The sequence below is a fragment of the Streptomyces sp. NPDC096136 genome (assembly GCF_044763325.1).
Classification (GTDB): domain Bacteria; phylum Actinomycetota; class Actinomycetes; order Streptomycetales; family Streptomycetaceae; genus Streptomyces.
Genome location: NZ_JBIWFZ010000006.1, coordinates 1 through 16,320, shown reverse-complemented (window position 1 = coordinate 16,320; position 16,320 = coordinate 1). Strand labels below are relative to the sequence as shown.

17 protein-coding genes are annotated in these 16,320 nt (G+C 71.6%); 11 read left to right on the top strand and 6 right to left on the bottom strand.

The window, feature by feature from the left end; translation table 11 throughout:
• Window positions 1–176 precede the first annotated feature (176 nt).
• The 5 genes from ACIRBY_RS14575 (at window position 177) to ACIRBY_RS14555 (ending at window position 3,955) form a co-directional block, all read left to right on the top strand.
• Window positions 177–872 (top strand): RES domain-containing protein, encoded by a 696-nt coding sequence (locus ACIRBY_RS14575; protein WP_403900613.1) that lies wholly within the window; start codon window positions 177–179, stop codon window positions 870–872.
• Window positions 873–1,576: 704 nt separating this feature from the next.
• Window positions 1,577–1,996, top strand: coding sequence for an XRE family transcriptional regulator (locus ACIRBY_RS14570; RefSeq protein WP_403900611.1), 420 nt, complete (start codon window positions 1,577–1,579; stop codon window positions 1,994–1,996).
• 49 nt (window positions 1,997–2,045) lie between these two features.
• A complete protein-coding gene (locus tag ACIRBY_RS14565; RefSeq protein ID WP_403900609.1) occupies window positions 2,046–2,522 on the top strand; it encodes a macro domain-containing protein in 477 nt (158 codons plus the stop codon).
• A 150-nt stretch (window positions 2,523–2,672) separates the two neighbouring features.
• Window positions 2,673–2,957 carry a hypothetical protein gene (locus tag ACIRBY_RS14560; protein ID WP_403900607.1) on the top strand — a complete coding sequence of 95 codons (285 nt, stop codon included), beginning with the start codon at window positions 2,673–2,675 and terminating at the stop codon, window positions 2,955–2,957.
• Window positions 2,954–3,955, top strand: coding sequence for a zeta toxin family protein (locus ACIRBY_RS14555; protein ID WP_403900605.1), 1,002 nt, complete (start codon window positions 2,954–2,956; stop codon window positions 3,953–3,955). Before ACIRBY_RS14560 ends, ACIRBY_RS14555 begins: the two co-directional genes overlap by 4 nt.
• Window positions 3,956–4,080: 125 nt before the next feature.
• Here the strand turns inward: ACIRBY_RS14555 and ACIRBY_RS14550 are convergent, their stop codons facing one another.
• The 4 genes from ACIRBY_RS14550 to ACIRBY_RS14535 form a co-directional block, all read right to left on the bottom strand.
• Complete coding sequence (locus tag ACIRBY_RS14550) at window positions 4,081–6,546, bottom strand: hypothetical protein (RefSeq protein WP_403900603.1); 2,466 nt, start codon at window positions 6,544–6,546, stop codon at window positions 4,081–4,083.
• A 338-nt stretch (window positions 6,547–6,884) separates the two neighbouring features.
• Window positions 6,885–7,691, bottom strand: coding sequence for a hypothetical protein (locus ACIRBY_RS14545; RefSeq protein WP_403900601.1), 807 nt, complete (start codon window positions 7,689–7,691; stop codon window positions 6,885–6,887).
• Window positions 7,688–7,990, bottom strand: coding sequence for a hypothetical protein (locus tag ACIRBY_RS14540; RefSeq protein ID WP_403900599.1), 303 nt, complete (start codon window positions 7,988–7,990; stop codon window positions 7,688–7,690). Before ACIRBY_RS14540 ends, ACIRBY_RS14545 begins: the two co-directional genes overlap by 4 nt.
• 13 nt (window positions 7,991–8,003) lie before the next feature.
• Window positions 8,004–8,618, bottom strand: coding sequence for a hypothetical protein (locus tag ACIRBY_RS14535; protein WP_403900597.1), 615 nt, complete (start codon window positions 8,616–8,618; stop codon window positions 8,004–8,006).
• Between the two features lie 548 nt (window positions 8,619–9,166).
• On the opposite strand from ACIRBY_RS14535, the gene ACIRBY_RS14530 reads away from it, so the two are divergent.
• Window positions 9,167–10,285 carry an NlpC/P60 family protein gene (locus tag ACIRBY_RS14530; RefSeq protein WP_403900595.1) on the top strand — a complete coding sequence of 373 codons (1,119 nt, stop codon included), beginning with the start codon at window positions 9,167–9,169 and terminating at the stop codon, window positions 10,283–10,285.
• Between the two features lie 35 nt (window positions 10,286–10,320).
• Window positions 10,321–10,902 carry a tetratricopeptide repeat protein gene (locus ACIRBY_RS14525; RefSeq protein WP_403900593.1) on the top strand — a complete coding sequence of 194 codons (582 nt, stop codon included), beginning with the start codon at window positions 10,321–10,323 and terminating at the stop codon, window positions 10,900–10,902.
• A 173-nt stretch (window positions 10,903–11,075) separates the two neighbouring features.
• On the opposite strand, the gene ACIRBY_RS14520 is transcribed toward ACIRBY_RS14525, so the two are convergent.
• Window positions 11,076–11,711, bottom strand: a complete 636-nt coding sequence (locus ACIRBY_RS14520; RefSeq protein WP_403901127.1) for a DUF7003 family protein — start codon at window positions 11,709–11,711, stop codon at window positions 11,076–11,078.
• A gap of 124 nt (window positions 11,712–11,835) precedes the next feature.
• On the opposite strand from ACIRBY_RS14520, the gene ACIRBY_RS14515 reads away from it, so the two are divergent.
• The 3 genes from ACIRBY_RS14515 (at window position 11,836) to ACIRBY_RS14505 (ending at window position 14,499) form a co-directional block, all read left to right on the top strand.
• Complete coding sequence (locus tag ACIRBY_RS14515; protein WP_403900591.1) at window positions 11,836–12,486, top strand: hypothetical protein; 651 nt, start codon at window positions 11,836–11,838, stop codon at window positions 12,484–12,486.
• 112 nt (window positions 12,487–12,598) lie between these two features.
• Window positions 12,599–13,483 carry a PhzF family phenazine biosynthesis protein gene (locus tag ACIRBY_RS14510; protein WP_403900589.1) on the top strand — a complete coding sequence of 295 codons (885 nt, stop codon included), beginning with the start codon at window positions 12,599–12,601 and terminating at the stop codon, window positions 13,481–13,483.
• A 722-nt stretch (window positions 13,484–14,205) separates the two neighbouring features.
• Window positions 14,206–14,499: a hypothetical protein gene (locus tag ACIRBY_RS14505; RefSeq protein ID WP_403900587.1), complete on the top strand. Its 294-nt coding sequence runs from the start codon at window positions 14,206–14,208 to the stop codon at window positions 14,497–14,499.
• A gap of 373 nt (window positions 14,500–14,872) precedes the next feature.
• Here the strand turns inward: ACIRBY_RS14505 and ACIRBY_RS14500 are convergent, their stop codons facing one another.
• Window positions 14,873–15,520: a S1 RNA-binding domain-containing protein gene (locus ACIRBY_RS14500; protein ID WP_403900585.1), complete on the bottom strand. Its 648-nt coding sequence runs from the start codon at window positions 15,518–15,520 to the stop codon at window positions 14,873–14,875.
• 220 nt (window positions 15,521–15,740) lie between these two features.
• Between ACIRBY_RS14500 and ACIRBY_RS14495 the strand changes: the two genes are divergently transcribed.
• Entirely contained in the window at window positions 15,741–16,160 is a 420-nt protein-coding gene (locus tag ACIRBY_RS14495) for a hypothetical protein (RefSeq protein WP_403900583.1), read from the top strand.
• The last annotated feature ends 160 nt before the right edge of the window (window positions 16,161–16,320 follow it).

Sequence of the window (16,320 nt, the reverse complement as noted above, 5' to 3'; positions counted from 1 at the left end):
CCAACCGAGCAGCACCCGTTCGTGAGCACCCCTCACGAACGGGGACCACACCGCCAAGGGACCGGTTCCCCCGGCGGACGGGGGCGGCCCCGCCGGCCCGCCCGCCCGCCCCGGGAGCCCACGAGCATCACCGGCACGCGCCCCCGGAGGGCGGCCGGAGCAAGGAGAGCGGCCGCATGAGCCGGGACACCGCACAGCCCGACGTCGTCCTCGTCCCCGCGCCGGAGCGCGGCATCTGGCGCCTGGGGAAGGCCAAGAACCCGGTCACGTACGAGATCATCAGCCAGGAGGACGCCGACCGGACGGGCGGCAACCGCTGGAGCCTGGTCAGCTACGGCACCCTGTACTGCGCCTCGGAACACGACGGCTGCTTCGCGGAGGCGTTAGCCCCCTTCCGCGTGCACCCCGGGATGCGGGAGGTCATCGCGGACGACTGGCAGGAGCCGTACTACATGACCCCCGGCAAGATCCCCCGTGACTGGACCACGCGCCACACCCTGGTCCGCCTGCTGCCCCCCGAGGACGCCCGCTTCCTCGACGTGGACGAGGAGCGGACCCTGGAGACCCTCTCGCGCGAACTCAAGGACCAGCTGGCGGAGCAGGGCGTCGACCGGCTCACCACGGAGCACATCCAGGGCTTCAACCGCCGGATCACCCGGCTGATCTCGGCCTGGGCCATCACCCAGCGCACCGGCCCCTCGGAGCAGGAGCGCCTCATCCACGGCATCGCCTACCGCTCCCGCTTCGGCATGCGCCAGTGCTGGGCCGTCTTCACCGACGTGGCGCTGAAGCAGGAGGAGTCCAGCCTCATCTTCCCGGAGGCGGAGGCACTGCGGCGGGTGGCGGACGAGTACGGGCTGACGATGCTGTGACGGGAGGGGCGGCCTCCGCCCCCGACCCACTCGAAAACCCCCCGAAAGCCCTCCTGAACCCCCTGCGAAAACACCCCTTCAACCACCCTCCAACCATCCGATTCCCCTCACCCGAAAGAACGAAACCACCTCACCCGGAACGGTGACATCATCCCAGGTCAGGCCGCAACCACAGCTTCAGGCAGGACAGTTGACACCCCATCGACATCTCGACGGATTCTTCCCAAGAGGTGGAGTTGGAGGGTGATAATGGGTAACCTAAGCGGTACATCGACCAACGTGGAGCATGTGGGGGATCTCATGAACAGCACCGGATGTGCCGCAGTCGCGTCCTTAGCGGCCGGACTCGCGCCATGCGTCGCGGCACCACCACCCGCCATGGGCGCCCCGCTCCCCCCAGCCCTCCCCCTCGGCAGCCATCCATGGGCCGGATCCGCCCCGCGGACCGGAATACGTCGCGGCTGAAGGACGACCGCCGCCCGCCATCGGCCGGCACACCCCACCCGCCCTGGTCACGCTTCCCGGCGGGTCGGAGGAACACATCGTGAAGCGTTCGCAGCTCGCCGAGACCGAGCGTCCCTCCCGTCTGCCCTGCGGCAGCACACGACAGCCAGGTCCTGCGGGCACACCCGACACCCGTCGCCTGAGCACGCGACCCGCCATCCGCGCGGGCGCACAGTCAGGGCAACGAGGGAGACCCGACCATGCCTTCTGACGCCACCACGCCCCCCACCAACGTCGCCGTCGCCGTCGCCAAGAGCGTCGCCAGCGCCGAGCGGGCCCATGTCACCACCGTGCGCATGCACATCAGCGAGATCGCCCGCTTCCTCCAGGACAACCTGGGCCAACGCCTGACCGCGCGCATCGCCAACATCAACGACCCCAAGCAGGTCGGCAAGTGGGCCTCGGGCGACACCAACCCCCGCCCCGAGTCGGAACAGCGCCTGCGCGCCGCCCTCCAGGTCTTCCAGCTCATCCAGGACGCCGAGAGTCTCTACACGGCCCGGGCCTGGATGATCGGCATGAACCCGCAGCTGGACGACGAGGCCCCGGCCCAGTGCATCGCCGACGGCCGGATGCGCGACGTGATGGTGGCGGCCCGCGCCTACGTCGACGGCGGCTGACCCGAACCCGCGCCGTCCGCCTGTCAGTGGTCGTCCGTACAGTCGTGGCATGAAGCCGATCACGTTCACCGCCGGTGACGCCACGAGCCCCCAGGCCAAAGGCCCCAAGGTCATCGCGCACGTCTGCAACGACCTCGGCGGCTGGGGCAAGGGCTTCGTCCTGGCGATATCCAAGCGCTGGCCGGAGCCCGAGAAGGACTACCGGAGCTGGCACCGCGCCCGCTCCGGCAACGACTTCGGCCTCGGCGCGGTCCGGCTGGTCCAGGTCCGGCCGGACCTGTGGGTCGCCAACATGGTCGCCCAGCGCGGCATGCGCACGGGCAGCTCGGGCGTGCCCATCCGCTACGACGCCCTCGAACGCTGCCTGGCCGCACTCGCCGACCACGCACGCGCACGCGGCGCCTCCGTCCACATGCCCCGCATCGGCTGCGGCCTGGCCGGCGGCAAGTGGTCCCGCGTGGAACCCCTGATCACCGACACCCTGTGCGCGAAGGACGTGGCCGTCACGGTCTACGACCACGCCTGACCCGGCTACCCGGCCGGAACCAGGAACGCGGACAACCCCTCCCCGGGGCCCGCACCGAGTCGGCCGCCCGGGCGCACACGAATCCCCTTCGGCACGGCGCCTCCTTCGGCGAGAAGGGAGCCCGCCGTGTCGAGGACCCATGGAATCTCCGTGGCGCACGCGTTGGAGCCGTACGAGTGGTCCAACGAGGAGACCGCCGCGTACGAGGCGGCGATCGAGGCGGTGAACGGGGCCGTCGGCGCCTACAGCGCGCGGATCGCCACAGAGGAGGCCGCGCCGGAGCCGGACCCGGCCGTCATCGCGCGGGCACACGCCGCCCGGAACAGGCTCGCCCGCGAGCGCGAAAAGCTGCGCCCGAACGACCGCGAGCAGATCGCCGCCGCACGCCGGCACTACGCCCGGCTCGCCCGGGAGATCCGGGACGGCAACGCGTGATCCACCCCGACCAGGTCGAGCGCCACCGGTTACCGGATGCCGAGAACCAGCGGATCTTCCGCGACCACATCGTCCCCGACCTCCTGACCGGGCGCGTCCCACAGGCACCGCCCACGGTGGTGTTCCTCATCGGCCAGCCCGGCGCGGGCAAGAGCCGCGTCTCGGAGGTGATCGCCGGCCTGCTCGACCGGCACGGCGGCTTCGTCGACGTCGACAGCGACCTCTACAAGCCCTACCACCCCGCCTACGACGCCCTGCTGGCCCAGGACGACACCCTCATGGCCGCGTGCACCCGCGCCGACGGCCGCGCGTGGATGGCCCGGGCCGAGGAATACGTCCGCGCCCACGGTCTCCACGCCGTCGTCCAGGAAACCTCCCAGAACGCGCAGGCCGTCGAGGAGAAGATGCGGGCCCACCGCAGGTCCGGAGCCCGCGTCGAGGGGCTGTTCATGGGCGTGCCCCGGGCGATGGGGAACCAGGGCATCGTGCACCGCTACGTCGAACAGCTCGCCGACCGCGGGCAGGGACGGCTCACCGTCCAGGCCAACGCCGACGAGTCCTACGACGGGATCCTCGAACTCGCCGACCGCGTCGACAGCCGCGGCCTCCTCGACCTGGCCGTCGTCTACCGCCACGGCGAGGCGAGACCCCGCTACTCCAACACGACGGACGCCTCCGGGACCTGGACCGGCCCGCCCGCCCTCAGCCGGGCCCTGCGGAACGAGCGCACCCGCCCGTGGACGCGGGCCGAGAGCGCCGGCTTCACCGCCACCCAACTGCACCTGCGGGAGACCGCCCGCACCCTGGGCCCGGAGTGGCCCGACCGCCTCGCCGGGATCGAACGGCAAGCCGCCCCCCTCCTCCACCCGACCGACGCCCGACGCCTGGCACCGGCCCGCCCGCCGTCCGGCGAACCCGAAGTCCCCGCCCCCACGGCTGCCCCGCCCCCCGGGACCACGCCACCGGACCGCCCCGACACCACCACCGCCGCCCGCTGACCCGCACCGGCTCCATGGCGTCGCGGTCCGCCACCGAGCGGACACTCCGCCCCTCGACGTACTGCGCGACCCGTTCACCGCCGAATGCGAGGGCTGGTCGGGCCGTCCGGACCGAGTACGACCTTCTACGTCGCCAGCCGAGGCGCGCGGGCAGCCTCGGGCACCGGGGTGGCCACGCGGGGTGCCGGAGCTGTCGCCTGGGGCATCGGTGGGGTGTTGGGCTGGGTCGCCGACAGGCGGGACGCGTGAGTGTGGGCCGCACGGGCCATCGTGTTCAAGGCCGCCACGTCCTCGGGGGCGAAGCGGCCCGACGCGACCGCGGCCGTGACTGTCGCACCGGCGTGCTCGGCCACCGCCCCGTACGGGAGCGCCGCACGGCCCGGGCCTTCGGGAAGGTCGTGCGGGGGCAGTTGCCGCCAGGCTTCGCGCAGGGCGCGGATACGCGGGTGGTCCGAAGCCGCCAGTTCTCGGCCCATGTCGCTCCGGATCCAGGTCTGGAAGGAGCGGGTGACGTCCTCGCCGGCCTGTGTGGCGTCCTGCGCCGTGGCATACGGGGCCGGTGCTGCCAGGCCGTCGTACTGCTGGGAGGGGCCTTGCGGGCCGGGCTGTGGAGGAGTGTTGCCCGAGAGGCCCTGTCCGCCGTCGTCCGGGGGGCGGTGGGCCGCGCGGTGGCGGGCGAGTTGGGAGCCCTGGAGGGCGGTGGCCATGAAGCCCGCGGACACATTGCCGCTCTCCGGCGGCGCCACCTTGGCGTCGAAGGCGGCCAGGCGCGCCATGTCCTCACCGCCGAACACGTGGCCGGGGAGCATGCGGGACGCGGCGCCGGTCACGTCGACCGTGTGCCGCCGGCCGTGCGCCTCGAGCTCCAGCCGGTAGCCGAGGTACTGCCGGTCGTCGTCGAAGACCAGCTCACCCCGCACCGTGCCGCCCGCGGACCGGACGGCCGACTCCATCGGGTCGAGGGCGTGTGGGAGGCGGGAAACCCGGCCGAGGCACGCCACGTACGCGTCTCCCTCGATGCCGAGGGATTCGCCCGCGCTGTCGAGGGCTTCGAGACGGACCCGGCCGTCGGGGGCGGTCACCGTACCGACTGCCCCGAGGTAGCGGCCGCCGTACACGACGAGGCGGCCGTCGCCGCCGTAATCGGCGTCGTGTGCGCGGCGCAGGGCCGTGTACTGGGCGTCGTTGTGGAGGACGAAGGGCGCGTCCTTGCCGACCATGAAGACCCTGGCCTCGGGGTTGGCCTGGAGGATGATCTCCGCATTGGCGATGGCGGCGCCGCCGACGCCGGCGATCACCCAGTCCTTTGCGACGGTCGGGTCGTAGTCGCCGTCGCCGATCTCGTCGCCCATGAAAACACGTCCGGGCGCGAGGGCGCAGGCCCGCTCCCAGGCCGCGGTCGCCCGGAGGGTCTCGGTCGCACCCGCGGTGCGGGTGTCCTCCGAGGTGTTCAGGGCGTCGGAGACCCTCGGATCGGCCAGCAGCTCCAGGCTCGCCGCGGCTCGTCCCTCGCCGTCGCGGAGGGCGAGAAGGTGGTCACGGGCTGCGTCCGCTTCGGGGGTGCCGGTAGCTGCGAGGGCGTCCGCGAGGACGTCGGCCGCTTCGCGTACGGTCGGCACTCGGCGGTCTGCGCCGGGGATGATCTCGGGCGGGATGCCGGTGGCGAGCAGCGGGGTGCCCTGGACCTCGACCTTCACCGGCTCGGAGCCGTCAGCCGGAACGATCTCGGCGATGAGGCGGCCTTCGGCGCTGACGCTGAGCTCCGCACGCCCGTCGATGAGGGGGCCGCGCACGGCCGCGGTGTCCTCCCACAGCTGGAGCGCGGGGAGGGGCACCCGTTCCTGCGGGTCGGCGAACTGGTACGGGTCGCCCATGCCGCTCTGGCGGAGGTGGCGGACCTGGTCGGCGGACTGGACGATCGCGACGATGGGGTCGACGTGCCACCTGCCACGGGCGTCGACGAGCAGGGCGCCCGGGTCCCGGCCGGCGAGCGCTGCGCCACCCCCGATCATGATCTCGAACTGCGGGTGTCGGCCTTCGGGGAGAACGGCCTGCTGGGCGCGGAGTTCGGCGAGCGTACGGCTGCTGAGCTCGGTACGGCGACGGGCCGCTTCGGCGGTGGCCTGGCCCAGCTCCTCGCGCGGGACGGGGGTGCCGTCGGGGCGCAGTCCGGGCATGGGGAAGTCGCTCGGACGTGTCGCCTGCGGGGTCTGCGCTCGGGCTGCGCGGGCGGCACGCAGCGCCTCTGCGTCGGCCGATTCGAGCCGCTCGGCGGGAACGGCGAACGTCGTCATGGCGTCCCCCGTCTCCTTCGACAGGTACCAGCGAACGGTTCTGAGCCGCACGTCGGACGCGTACTCGTCGGCGGCACGGTCTGCGTCGTCCGGCGCCGTCAGAGGCCTCAGACCGTATTCGTCGACGAGTACCGAGAACCGGTTCCGGGCGTCTTGCCGCTCGGGACCGGTGAGCCCGACGTCGTTCATCCTGTGCGCCAGGTAGTCGAACTCGGCCACACGTCCCCGGTCGGCGTCCGACAGTTGGAGCTCCGTGGGCAGTTCGACGCCGGGGGGCAGCAGGTTCTCCAGCGGCACCCGTCCGTCGGCTGCGGTCCGATCCCGTACAGCGAGCAGCTCACCCAGCTCGCGGGCCGAGACGCCCGGGGATCTCGCCAGGATTGGCTTGACGACAAGCCCTAAAATCGCTGATACGCCCTGCGTAGCAGTAGTGCCCTTGTTCGTCGATCCCGATTTCCCCGTCGGCACTCGCCTGGAAATCGTCTGGAATCGGCTGGGGTGGGCCAACATTGGAATACCATTCAGACTTGCCCGGCCTTTCGTCCGCCACGGCCGGCGCCGAGAACGCGCCCAGAGCACACAGCAACGTCGCGACCAGAACCAGCAGAGCCCGCGCCAGGAGAAGCAATGAAGCCTTAGCCTGCATGCTGGACCTGCCTCCACCCGTCGAGCCAGGCAGTCGCGGACCCGGGGGAGTACGTCATGGGGTAGTTCGAGTGCTTCACGTAGTCCGGCTGGTTGGTGATTCGCCACATCCCGTTCTGCCAGCGCAGAATCACGTTGGTGAGCTGGTTCTTCAGCGGCTTTTCGTCAGGCTGTCCATTCGGTCCCGTCGCGTACCGGTCGTAGGTCAGCCAAACCTCAACGACGGCACCAGGCTTCTCTCCCTCCACCGGCAGCGAGTATGTACGTTCCGCAATGACCGACGTGGTGAAAGTGATGCCCGACGGGGTGCCGCCCGAGGGCGGGAGCCCGATCCCCTCCCGCAGCTTGCGCACTTCGGAGACCTGCTGGTCGATGTAGCCCTTCGAGTCGGGCGAGACCACAGCCTCCAGCTGCTGCCGCGCCTTCTGGTCATCCAGCCAGGCGTACTCCTCCCACCAGTACACCGCCGCACTGATGGCCCCAGTAGGTGAGGGAGCGAATCCCGTGGCCACGCCGTTGGCGTGGTCCTTCGGCTTGTCCAGGACCATCTTGAAGCCCGTCTCCGGCGTCTTCGGTCCTTGCTTCCCGGGCGCCGACATCGACGGCGCGCCCGAAGGGGCCTTCCCGGGGGCTCCCGAAGCTGCGGCACCCGCAGCGGGAGTCCCAGATCCGCCGCCGTCGTTCAGCAGCACCGCTGCCGCGTACCCGCCGCCGACGAGCACCGCCGCCGCGAGCACTCCCAGGCCGGCGAGGGTCAGCCGGGCCCGGCGCGTCTTCCGGTCGGCCCCGGAGCTCACTTGTTGCCGATCAGGTTGTACGCCATCAGCACCAGGGCCGAGGTCGCGCCGATGCCTCCGGCCCCGATCAGCGAGGCCAGCACGCCTGTCTTGCCGGGGGCGGCGAGCTGCGCGTTGGCGCTGTTGTGGCCGACGGCGATGGCCGCCCAGGACAGGAGGCCGCCCAGGACCGCGACCGCGAGGCCCACACCGGCGGTCCAGCCCAGGACCGTACTCACGGCAGTGTTCAGCTCGGTGGGGACCGTGGGCGTGAACTTCGGGACGACGTCGTCGGCGAGAACGAAAGTGATCATGCTCATGGGGAGATACCTCTTAGGCAGGAAATGCAGGGGATACGGGGCGCAGGACCGCCGGCTGCGGGGCCGGCGGGAGCGGAGAGCCCCAGGATTCGTGGGCCGCGGACAGGACGGCGGCGGCGATGCGGGCCGCCGCCTGCCGGGTGCGGGCGTGGACACGTCCCGAGCGCAGGCCGTTGGCCCGCAGGGTGGTGTCGTACGGCAGGTGGACGACTTCGGCCGTCCGGCCGGAGAGCATCGTGGCGGCGGCGCGGACGACCGGGGGCAGCCGTCCGTCGCCGGTGGCGACGAGCACCGCGACCACCCGGTGGAGCGGCAGGTTCTCCGCCGACATCGCCATGACGGCCTGCTGGAGCGCCTGGACGCCCTCGGCCGAGGCCGCCGCGCACAGGACGGGCACCGCGTACGGGAGGGAGAGCCAGGTCCGGGTCTGTCCGGGCAGGCCGGCGCAGCGCGCGGTGAGCAGGTCGTGGGTCACGGGGTGCGTCGTGTCGGCCACCACCGCCTGCCAGCCGCCGATTGCGGCGAGTTGGTACCACGCGGCGGGGTCCGAGGGAAGGTCGAGAGGAGGGGCGCTCCACTCCCGGCCGTCGGTCAGGAGATCCCACGCGCCCGCCGGGCCGCCCATCACGGCGCAAGCGGAGCGTACCTCTGGAGGCGGGCTCCGCGGGCGCAAGTGCGGACAGGCCGCCACCAGCCGGACCCGTGGTCCACGCAGGCCAGGGCGAGGCCAGCCGAGGGGTGGTGTCGAGTACCACCGTGTCGCCCGCGGCGGCCAGTTCGGTCGCGAGCAGGAAGGCGAGCGTCGACCGTCCGGCCCCACCCGTCGGCGCCAGTACCGGCACCGTCAGCCGGACATCGGCAGGCAGCACGCCCAGGAATTCTGGACGTTTCCGCATTAATCCCCCCAGAGAAGCGCAGCAAATGCTTGCTTACGCAAATTTTGCACACTCGAACAACAGAAGTCCCGAGCACCAACACCCTACCTAGCACATCTGACAGACCAGCAGAAGTATCCACCAACCTCACCACGCAGTGGAGGTGGCATAGTGTCACGCACCATCACAGAAGCCGGCCCGCTCACCGACCTGTTCGAGCCAGGCCGAAACCTTCTTTGATGGAGCAAACGATGGGGTGGCCGCCGGGGCACGGGCGGGATGGGGAACCGGGGGGAGACACGTGGCGTCTAAGAAGTGGATCGCCGCTGCCGCAGCGGGAATCGTCGCCACCCCTGTGGCGATCGGGCTCGGCACGGTAATGCTGGTCGCCGTGCTCGCCGACGACGGGAACCGCGGAGCCGGCGGCAGCTGGCCGACCGCGAGCAGCCTCAAGATCGGTGGAGCGGACGGCGTCCCGCCCCAGTACGCGCAACGCATCCTCGACGCGGCAGCACACTGCGACCAGGGCCTGCCGCCGGCCATCCTCGCCGCCCAGATCTGGGCCGAGTCCACGTTCAAGCCCGACGCCGTCTCCCGCGACCCCGCCACCGGCGCGCCGATCGCCTACGGCATCTCGCAGTTCATCCCCAGTACATGGGCCACCGAGGGAATCGACGGTGACGGCGACAAAGACGTCATGGACCCCAAGGACGCCATCCCCTCCCAGGGCAGGATGATGTGCGACCTCCTCAGGACCGCCAAACAGCACCCCGATTACAGCGGCTCCCCCATCGAACTGGCCCTGGCCGGGTACAACGCCGGCTGGGGCGGGGTGGAGAAGTACCACGGCGTCCCACCGGCCTCCTTCGCGGGCGGGCAGACGTACGACTACGTCAAGGCGATCATGGAGAAGTCCGTCCAGTACACCGAAATGACACCCGGCGGTGCGGTGGACCTGCCCCCTGGCTTCGATCTCCCCGCCAACACGCCTCCCCAGGTCCGCACCGCCGTGGCATGGGCCCTCCAGCAGAAGGGCGGCTGGTACCACCTCGGCGGGGACTGCACCAACCCCCACGGCCAGGACCCGGACCAGTGGTGCGACTGCTCCTCACTCATGCAGCAGGCCTACAAGGCCGCCGGCATCGACATTCCGAGGGTCACCTACGATCAGATCAACCTGCCGAACCATGTCGACCTCGACCATCCCAAACCCGGCGACCTGGTGTTCAACCCCGGCAGCGACGGCAGCGAGTCCTCCCCCGGTCACGTCGGCATGTTCATCGGCGGGGCGGGCAACGGCTTCGTCATCGAGGCTCCGCGCACCGGCGTCCAGACGCGCATCGTCACGTACGACAGCTGGCGCAACTCCACCAACTACATGACCAAAGTGACCGGAATCCGCAGGGTCGTGAACTGGTGACCCGAGACGAGCACACCCCGACGGGAACCACGCAGATGACGGACTCACCCGACCTCTACCATCCGTGGGGCATCGCCAGCCCCGCGTTCTGGACCGGCTCCGAGCCCGACCAGCCACCGACACCACCCGCCCCCTCTCCCCTGGCCGCGATCCAGGATGCCGCGGCGGCAGGCCTGCACGAGAAGGCACTGGCCCTGGCCGAGGAACTCGACGCCACCACGACCGCCCTTCACGGCGAGATCCATCTCGACACGATCCAGGTACGCGAAGTCCGGGGCTATCTCACCGATCTGACCGGCCGCCCGGCCGAGGCCCTGGACTGGTACCTCCACACCCTCCGTCTGCGTGCTCGGCTCCACGGCCCCGACTCCCCCGACACCGAATCCGCCGCCCGCCGCACGTACAGCCTCTGGCGCACCCTCCCACCCCTCGAAGCCCAGGACACCGCCCCCGCCCTGCTGGCCGCCCTCACCGAAACCCAGGGTCCGGACTCCCCAGCCGCCCGCTGGACCCGCCGTCGCAGCGCCGAACTGGTGGTGCACCCGAAGGAACCGCCGGTGGGGGAACGGTCTGAGACGATCCGGCGCGACGCAGAGGCCGCTCCGGAGCCGGCCTGACCGATTCCTGTCGTCGAGCGGCTGCCCGGCCTACGTGGAGGTGGTCGTCGTCGGCGATGCGGGCCGCCTGGGCGGCGACACGACCCGCGTCCAGGTGCTCGGGGCCTTCGAGCGGTTCCCCCGCCGGGGGTCCCCGTCGCGAGGCGGGCAGCCGCACCCGGTCCCGTGGAACGTCACAGGGTGCCGGCGTCCGGCCAATGGGACCAGTGGGTGTTGGGCGGGAGTGTCGGCCGGTAGCGGGTCGGGTCCCCGGAATCCAGTACCTCGGCGAGCATCCGGAAGGTCTCGTGCTCGCTGGGCCTGGTCTCCCAGAAGTCCTCCGGCTGGTTCCACTCGTCCAGCCGCAGCAGCTCCGGCAGGTCGGCGGGAAGGCCCGCCCGCAGCTCCGTCGCGTCGGCCAGGAGGAGTTCCCGGTGCGCGGGTGCCAGCAGCCGGAACAGGTCCTGCAGCGGGGTGCCGGCGTCGGCGGCGGCTGTCAGGGGCGTGCCGCGGACGATCACCGGCGCCCCTCCCCCGTACTCCTCGACGCCCAGCGGATCGATCTCCTCCATGTTCTCCACCCGCTCCAGGAAGGCGCCGTACCCGGGCTCGCCGCTCGTAAGGCAGTTCCCGAAGCGGTGCACGACGTCGACGAGGTTGCCCATGCGCGGGTCGTAGCCGAGCAGTTCGGCGACCACGGCCCAGCGCGTGGCGTCGCCGAACAGGTGGATCCGTGCGTCGACGGGGTAGGAGTAGCCGTTGTCCAGGTCGGGGAAGGCCGACCGGTTCGCGCAGAGGTCGAACTGGCCGAGTATCGCTGAGGTCGCCATCACCGCTCCAGGCTAGGGCCCGGGCGCCGTCGGCCCGACCCGACTTTTGTCCGCGGACAAAAGTCGAGGGGGATGCACCGGGCTGCTCCGGCTGATGTCAGTGCCGGTCGGCATCATGGTGATCATGAGTCACAACATCGCCTACTCCACCGCCGACAAGGCCGACGTCCTGGCCTTCCTCGGGAGCAACGGCCGTCTCACGGACGACCAGTCGCGCCGCCTCGACGGCATGCGCCGGGATGCCCGCGTCCATCAGGACGATCTGGACGACCAGGGCGTCGATTGGGGCCTGACCGTTCCCGAGGCCCTGGAGCACCTCCTGGCCGGACACACCGACTCGGACGCGGAGTGTGCCGGCAACGCCTACAACGCCGCGCTCCAGCACATCATCGACCGCAACGCCTCCGACCCCTCCCACCTGGGCACCTACTCCAAGCCCGCCACGTTCTTCGGCCTGGTCGACGACGAGATGCGCCGCCTCGGCGTGCCCCCGGACCTCCTCCCCCAGGGCTACCTGTACAGCGAGCTGCCCGACGGGTTCCCCTTCGTCCCGGGATCCGTGGACGGATATCCCGCGATAGGCCACCTGCCGCTGGCCAAGGCGAAGCCCGCCGCGGATGCCTACCGGGCCGTCCTCGACCAGATGGATCCCGACTTCCGTTTCGACGTACAGGTACTCATCGACAAGCTCGACTTCGAGCACGAGGAATGGGCGTTCGCCACGGAGAAGGTCGACTGGTACACCCAGGACACGCTCTTCTTCAAGCTCACCTGACCGGGCTCGTCCGGCCCGCTCCCCCGTCCGGTTCGAGGAGGTGTCGGCGCCGGCCCGATGGGCAGGGCTACTCCGTGCCAGCCGTGGCACGGAGCGGAGAGAAAGCATCAGGATGGCCGGACCCGACCCGACTGCCGTGATCGTCCATGCCTGTCTGCGCGACGGCGTCGGCGGCAGCCCCACCGCGGTGGTGCTGGACGAGGACCGGCTGAGCGATGGGGATCGCCGACGCGTGCCGGTGGAGCACGGGACCTCGCACGCCGTCTTCCTCCGAGTCGGCAGGGACGGGGTGACGCACCAGCCCTCCCCTTCTGTCCGCATGCGCTTCTTCACCTCCCGGGGCGAGCTACCCGCCTGCGGCCACGGCACGGTCGCCGCGCTGGCCTTCCTCGCGGCCCGGGCCGAGACCGAGGGGAGCCACCGGGCCACGTTCCACACGGCCGTGCGCGTCTTCGACGGCTGGGCCGTGCGCGACGGAGCGAGTACGGCCGCGTCCTTCGATCCCGGCCCCGTCAGCCTGCGCCGGCCGACCTCGACCGAGCGGGCCTCCGTCCTTCCCGCGCTGGGTATCGCCGCGGACGCGGCCGGTCCCGAAGTGCGGGTGGCGGGGGTGGGACGCGAGCGCCTGCTGGTGCCCGTCACCGACCGTGCCGCGCTCGCGGCTCTGGTGCCGGACCTCGAACGGCTCCGTGACGCCTGCGACCGTGCGGGCCTGCTCGGCGCGTACGTCTACTCGCCGCCCTCCCCCGCCGGCACGCTGGCGGCCCGGATGTTCGCACCGTCCATCGGTGTCCCGGAGGACATAGCCAACGCCAACAGCACCGCCTGCCTGGCCGCCCACCTGGCCGGGCAGGGCGTCAGAGAGATCGCCGTCGACATGGGCGACGCGGTCGGCAGCCCCGCCACGATCACCGCCACGGCCCACCCGGGACCGTCGGGCCCCCGGATCCGCGTGGGCGGCACCGCCACGACCGGTCTGCCCCTCCCCCACCCCTGAGACGACCTGGTCGAGGAAGACGGAATGGGGGGCCGACTTTTGTCCGCGGACAAAAGTCGGCCCCCGGCGGCACTGCGGTGTCGGTGCTGTGGATCGGCCTCGAAGGTGCCTGACCAGAGCGGCACGAACGGCTTGGGCTCGCACCGCTGGAGGAGCTGAAGGGCTTCCTCGACCCGGCCGAGCGCGATGAGGTGCCCGGCCAGGGGGGTGGGGGCGGGCGGAGCCACGGGGTTCCAGGACGGCGACTGCCTCCTGGATCCGGCCCGACCCGACTCGGCGAGGAGGCGGGAGGAGAGGGGCCAGGCCGCAAAGCACGTGCCGCCCTCCTGGTGCCCTCGTGCCAGCCCTCTCCCCTCGTCGAGCAGGCCGCAGGTGGCCATGAGCCTCAGCCGGAGCCTGAGGAACTCCCACTCCTCCCGGCCGCCGCCACGGCGTACGGAAAGGGCGTCGAGGTAGGCCAAACCGTCGGCTGCGCGGCCGTGGTCGGCGTGCAGGGTGCAGAGCGTGTCGACGAGCCGGTCGTCCGTACCGTCGAGGGAATCCGCGAGGGTGCGCATGACCTCGATCGCCTCGTCGGCCCGGTGCCGGCGGGCCAGGAGCCCGGCCAGTGCCACCGCCGTATGGACCCGGTCCCGTCGTGAGTCGTCCGGCTGCCGGTACACGGCGGTGGCGGCGTCCACGTCGCCGCGCTCCTCCAGCAGCTCGGCGACGCGTCGAGCGGCATGGCCGTGGGGCTCCGAGTCGGCGTCGACGCGCAGCTCCTCGATCCGGTCCTGCCTCGCCAGCAGGTCGGCCAGCTGGTCCCGGTCGTCGACGGAGCTGAACTGCCGGGTGGGCAGCAGGGCGATCGCCTCGTCGAAGCGGCCCTGACGTTCGCGGACTGCGGCGAGCAGGCCGATGGCCATATCCGGATCGAGGCCCCGGCAGCACCACGCTTCCTCGCACCGGTGCCCGGCGGGGATCCGGGCGGCCAGGAGCAGGGCGGGCGAGTAGGCGGGCGAGCAGCTCCAGCTTGAATCCCCCGCTGCGCGCGGACGGTCGAGCCCGGGCGATCGCCTCCTCCTCCCCGTCCCCAGCACTCCAGCAGCTCCACTTCGGCCCGGGCGCCCGGCCACCGGCCCTTGGCGACGTACGGGGCGAGGACGTCCAGCGCCTCCTCCTGCCGCCCCTGTCCCCGAGCACCTGCGCCCACTCCTGCGCGCAGGACCTCTCCCCGCGACGGGCCTGGCGTTCCACTTCCTCCTCGTACAACGATGCCGGTGAGCGTCCAGGCACAGTGGCCGAGATCCCACCGCGCAGTCCTCGATGCCCCTGACTTTTGTCCGCGGACAAAAGTCAGGGGCATCGGCCGGTCCGGGCCCTGGCTGGGGCGCGACCCGGCCGGCGGGTCTACGGAGGCCGCAGGGCATGTCGGCGGGAGAGGGAGAGCCTGCGTCGTGAACGGTCCACTGCCAGGGCGACGACCGTGATCTCGTCCCCGACCCGGACGATCTCTTCCGGGGATTCGACGGGTACCGGTGCGAGGTCCCGGAGGTGGACCAGCCCCTCGATGCCGTCGGCGACCCGAACGAAGGCTCCGAACGGGACCAGCTGGGTGACGCGTCCTCGGATCCTCTCCCCCACTGCGGTGGCGTCGGCGAAGGCCTGGAAGGGGTCCGGCTGCGTGGCCCGCAGGGACAGCCGGGCCTCCCCGTTCGTGGTGTCGGCGGCGAGGAACGTGCACGAGATCTGCTGCCCCACCTGAACCACGTCCGTAGCCGCCTCGAAGCGCTGCCATGACAGCTCGGGGATCGTGATGAACCCGACGCCGGGGTAGACGGGGTGGGCAGGGCCGTCGTCCAGCGCCACGAACACACCGAACGGCTCGATCCGCGCGACCCTGCCGGACAGCAGCTCTCCGGCTCGGAGGGACATCAGGAACGCCCAGAGCTCAGGATTCTCCGCCGCTGCCATCGACAGCCAGGCACGCCTCTGATGGAGGTCGACGGCCGTCACCTCGGCAGTGATCCGCCGGCCGACCTGCACGGCCGAGGCCACCGGCCGGCGCCAGAAAACGTCCAGTGACCCCACACACCCCAGTGGGCGTGGATGGGCTTCGGGCGGTCGCCGACGAGTACCGGTCCCCCGGGGCCGCGGTCCTGGCCCCCGATGCGTGCCCGGACTTTTGTCCGCGGACAAAAGTCCGGGCACGCATCGGCTCGCCCTCGGCCAGTGCACCCCCTACTTGATCGAGACGTCCCTCTGGGAGCCTGATGCCGTGGAAGACTTCGTGGGCCAAGGGCTTGATGACTGGATCGCCGCGGCGCAATCTCCGGCCTGGTCCGTGAGAGCCGCCGCAGGACGACGGCTGGCGGCAGTGCCTCGGATCAAGAGCGTCGCCGGTGTCCTGCACCGTCTCCTCCTGGACGGTGAGGACACCGGCGTGACCTCGGATACCGCGACGGCCCTGCTGGCCCGGAGGGATCTGGCCGGCCTGCGTGCCGTGCTCTCGGCCCGTGCGGTTGCCTGCGGCGAGGGGACCGCTGATCAGCTCGCGGCGGAACTCGACTGTGACCCGCGCTGGGCGACCGGAGAAGACGGCGACGAGCTGATCACGCAACTGCGCGCGCTGGCATCGTCGGACCCGGACCCCGAGGTGCGGAGCGAGGCCGCGCTGCGACTTTCACGCCTGCGCTGACCGGCCGGACGGTCCCCTCCCGGCGCGGGCGAAGCACAGGCATTGCCGGGGGGCGCCGTTTTTTGGCCGGGCAAAATAGGGCCCCCCCGGCGGGGCGCCCCCCCCACCCCCGGGGGGGGGCCCCGGGGTGCCCCCACGGGGGGGGGGGGGGGGCGGGCGG

Bases quoted from the DNA above. Each gene is read 5' to 3' on its own strand.
- ACIRBY_RS14575 (WP_403900613.1), top strand. From the start codon at position 177: ATGAGCCGGGACACCGCACAGCCCGACGTCGTCCTCGTCCCCGCGCCG.
- ACIRBY_RS14570 (WP_403900611.1), top strand. From the start codon at position 1,577: ATGCCTTCTGACGCCACCACGCCCCCCACCAACGTCGCCGTCGCCGTC.
- ACIRBY_RS14565 (WP_403900609.1), top strand. From the start codon at position 2,046: ATGAAGCCGATCACGTTCACCGCCGGTGACGCCACGAGCCCCCAGGCC.
- ACIRBY_RS14540 (WP_403900599.1), bottom strand. From the start codon at position 7,990: ATGAGCATGATCACTTTCGTTCTCGCCGACGACGTCGTCCCGAAGTTC.
- ACIRBY_RS14525 (WP_403900593.1), top strand. From the start codon at position 10,321: ATGACGGACTCACCCGACCTCTACCATCCGTGGGGCATCGCCAGCCCC.
- ACIRBY_RS14520 (WP_403901127.1), bottom strand. From the start codon at position 11,711: ATGGCGACCTCAGCGATACTCGGCCAGTTCGACCTCTGCGCGAACCGG.
- ACIRBY_RS14515 (WP_403900591.1), top strand. From the start codon at position 11,836: ATGAGTCACAACATCGCCTACTCCACCGCCGACAAGGCCGACGTCCTG.
- ACIRBY_RS14510 (WP_403900589.1), top strand. From the start codon at position 12,599: ATGGCCGGACCCGACCCGACTGCCGTGATCGTCCATGCCTGTCTGCGC.
- ACIRBY_RS14505 (WP_403900587.1), top strand. From the start codon at position 14,206: ATGGCCGTGGGGCTCCGAGTCGGCGTCGACGCGCAGCTCCTCGATCCG.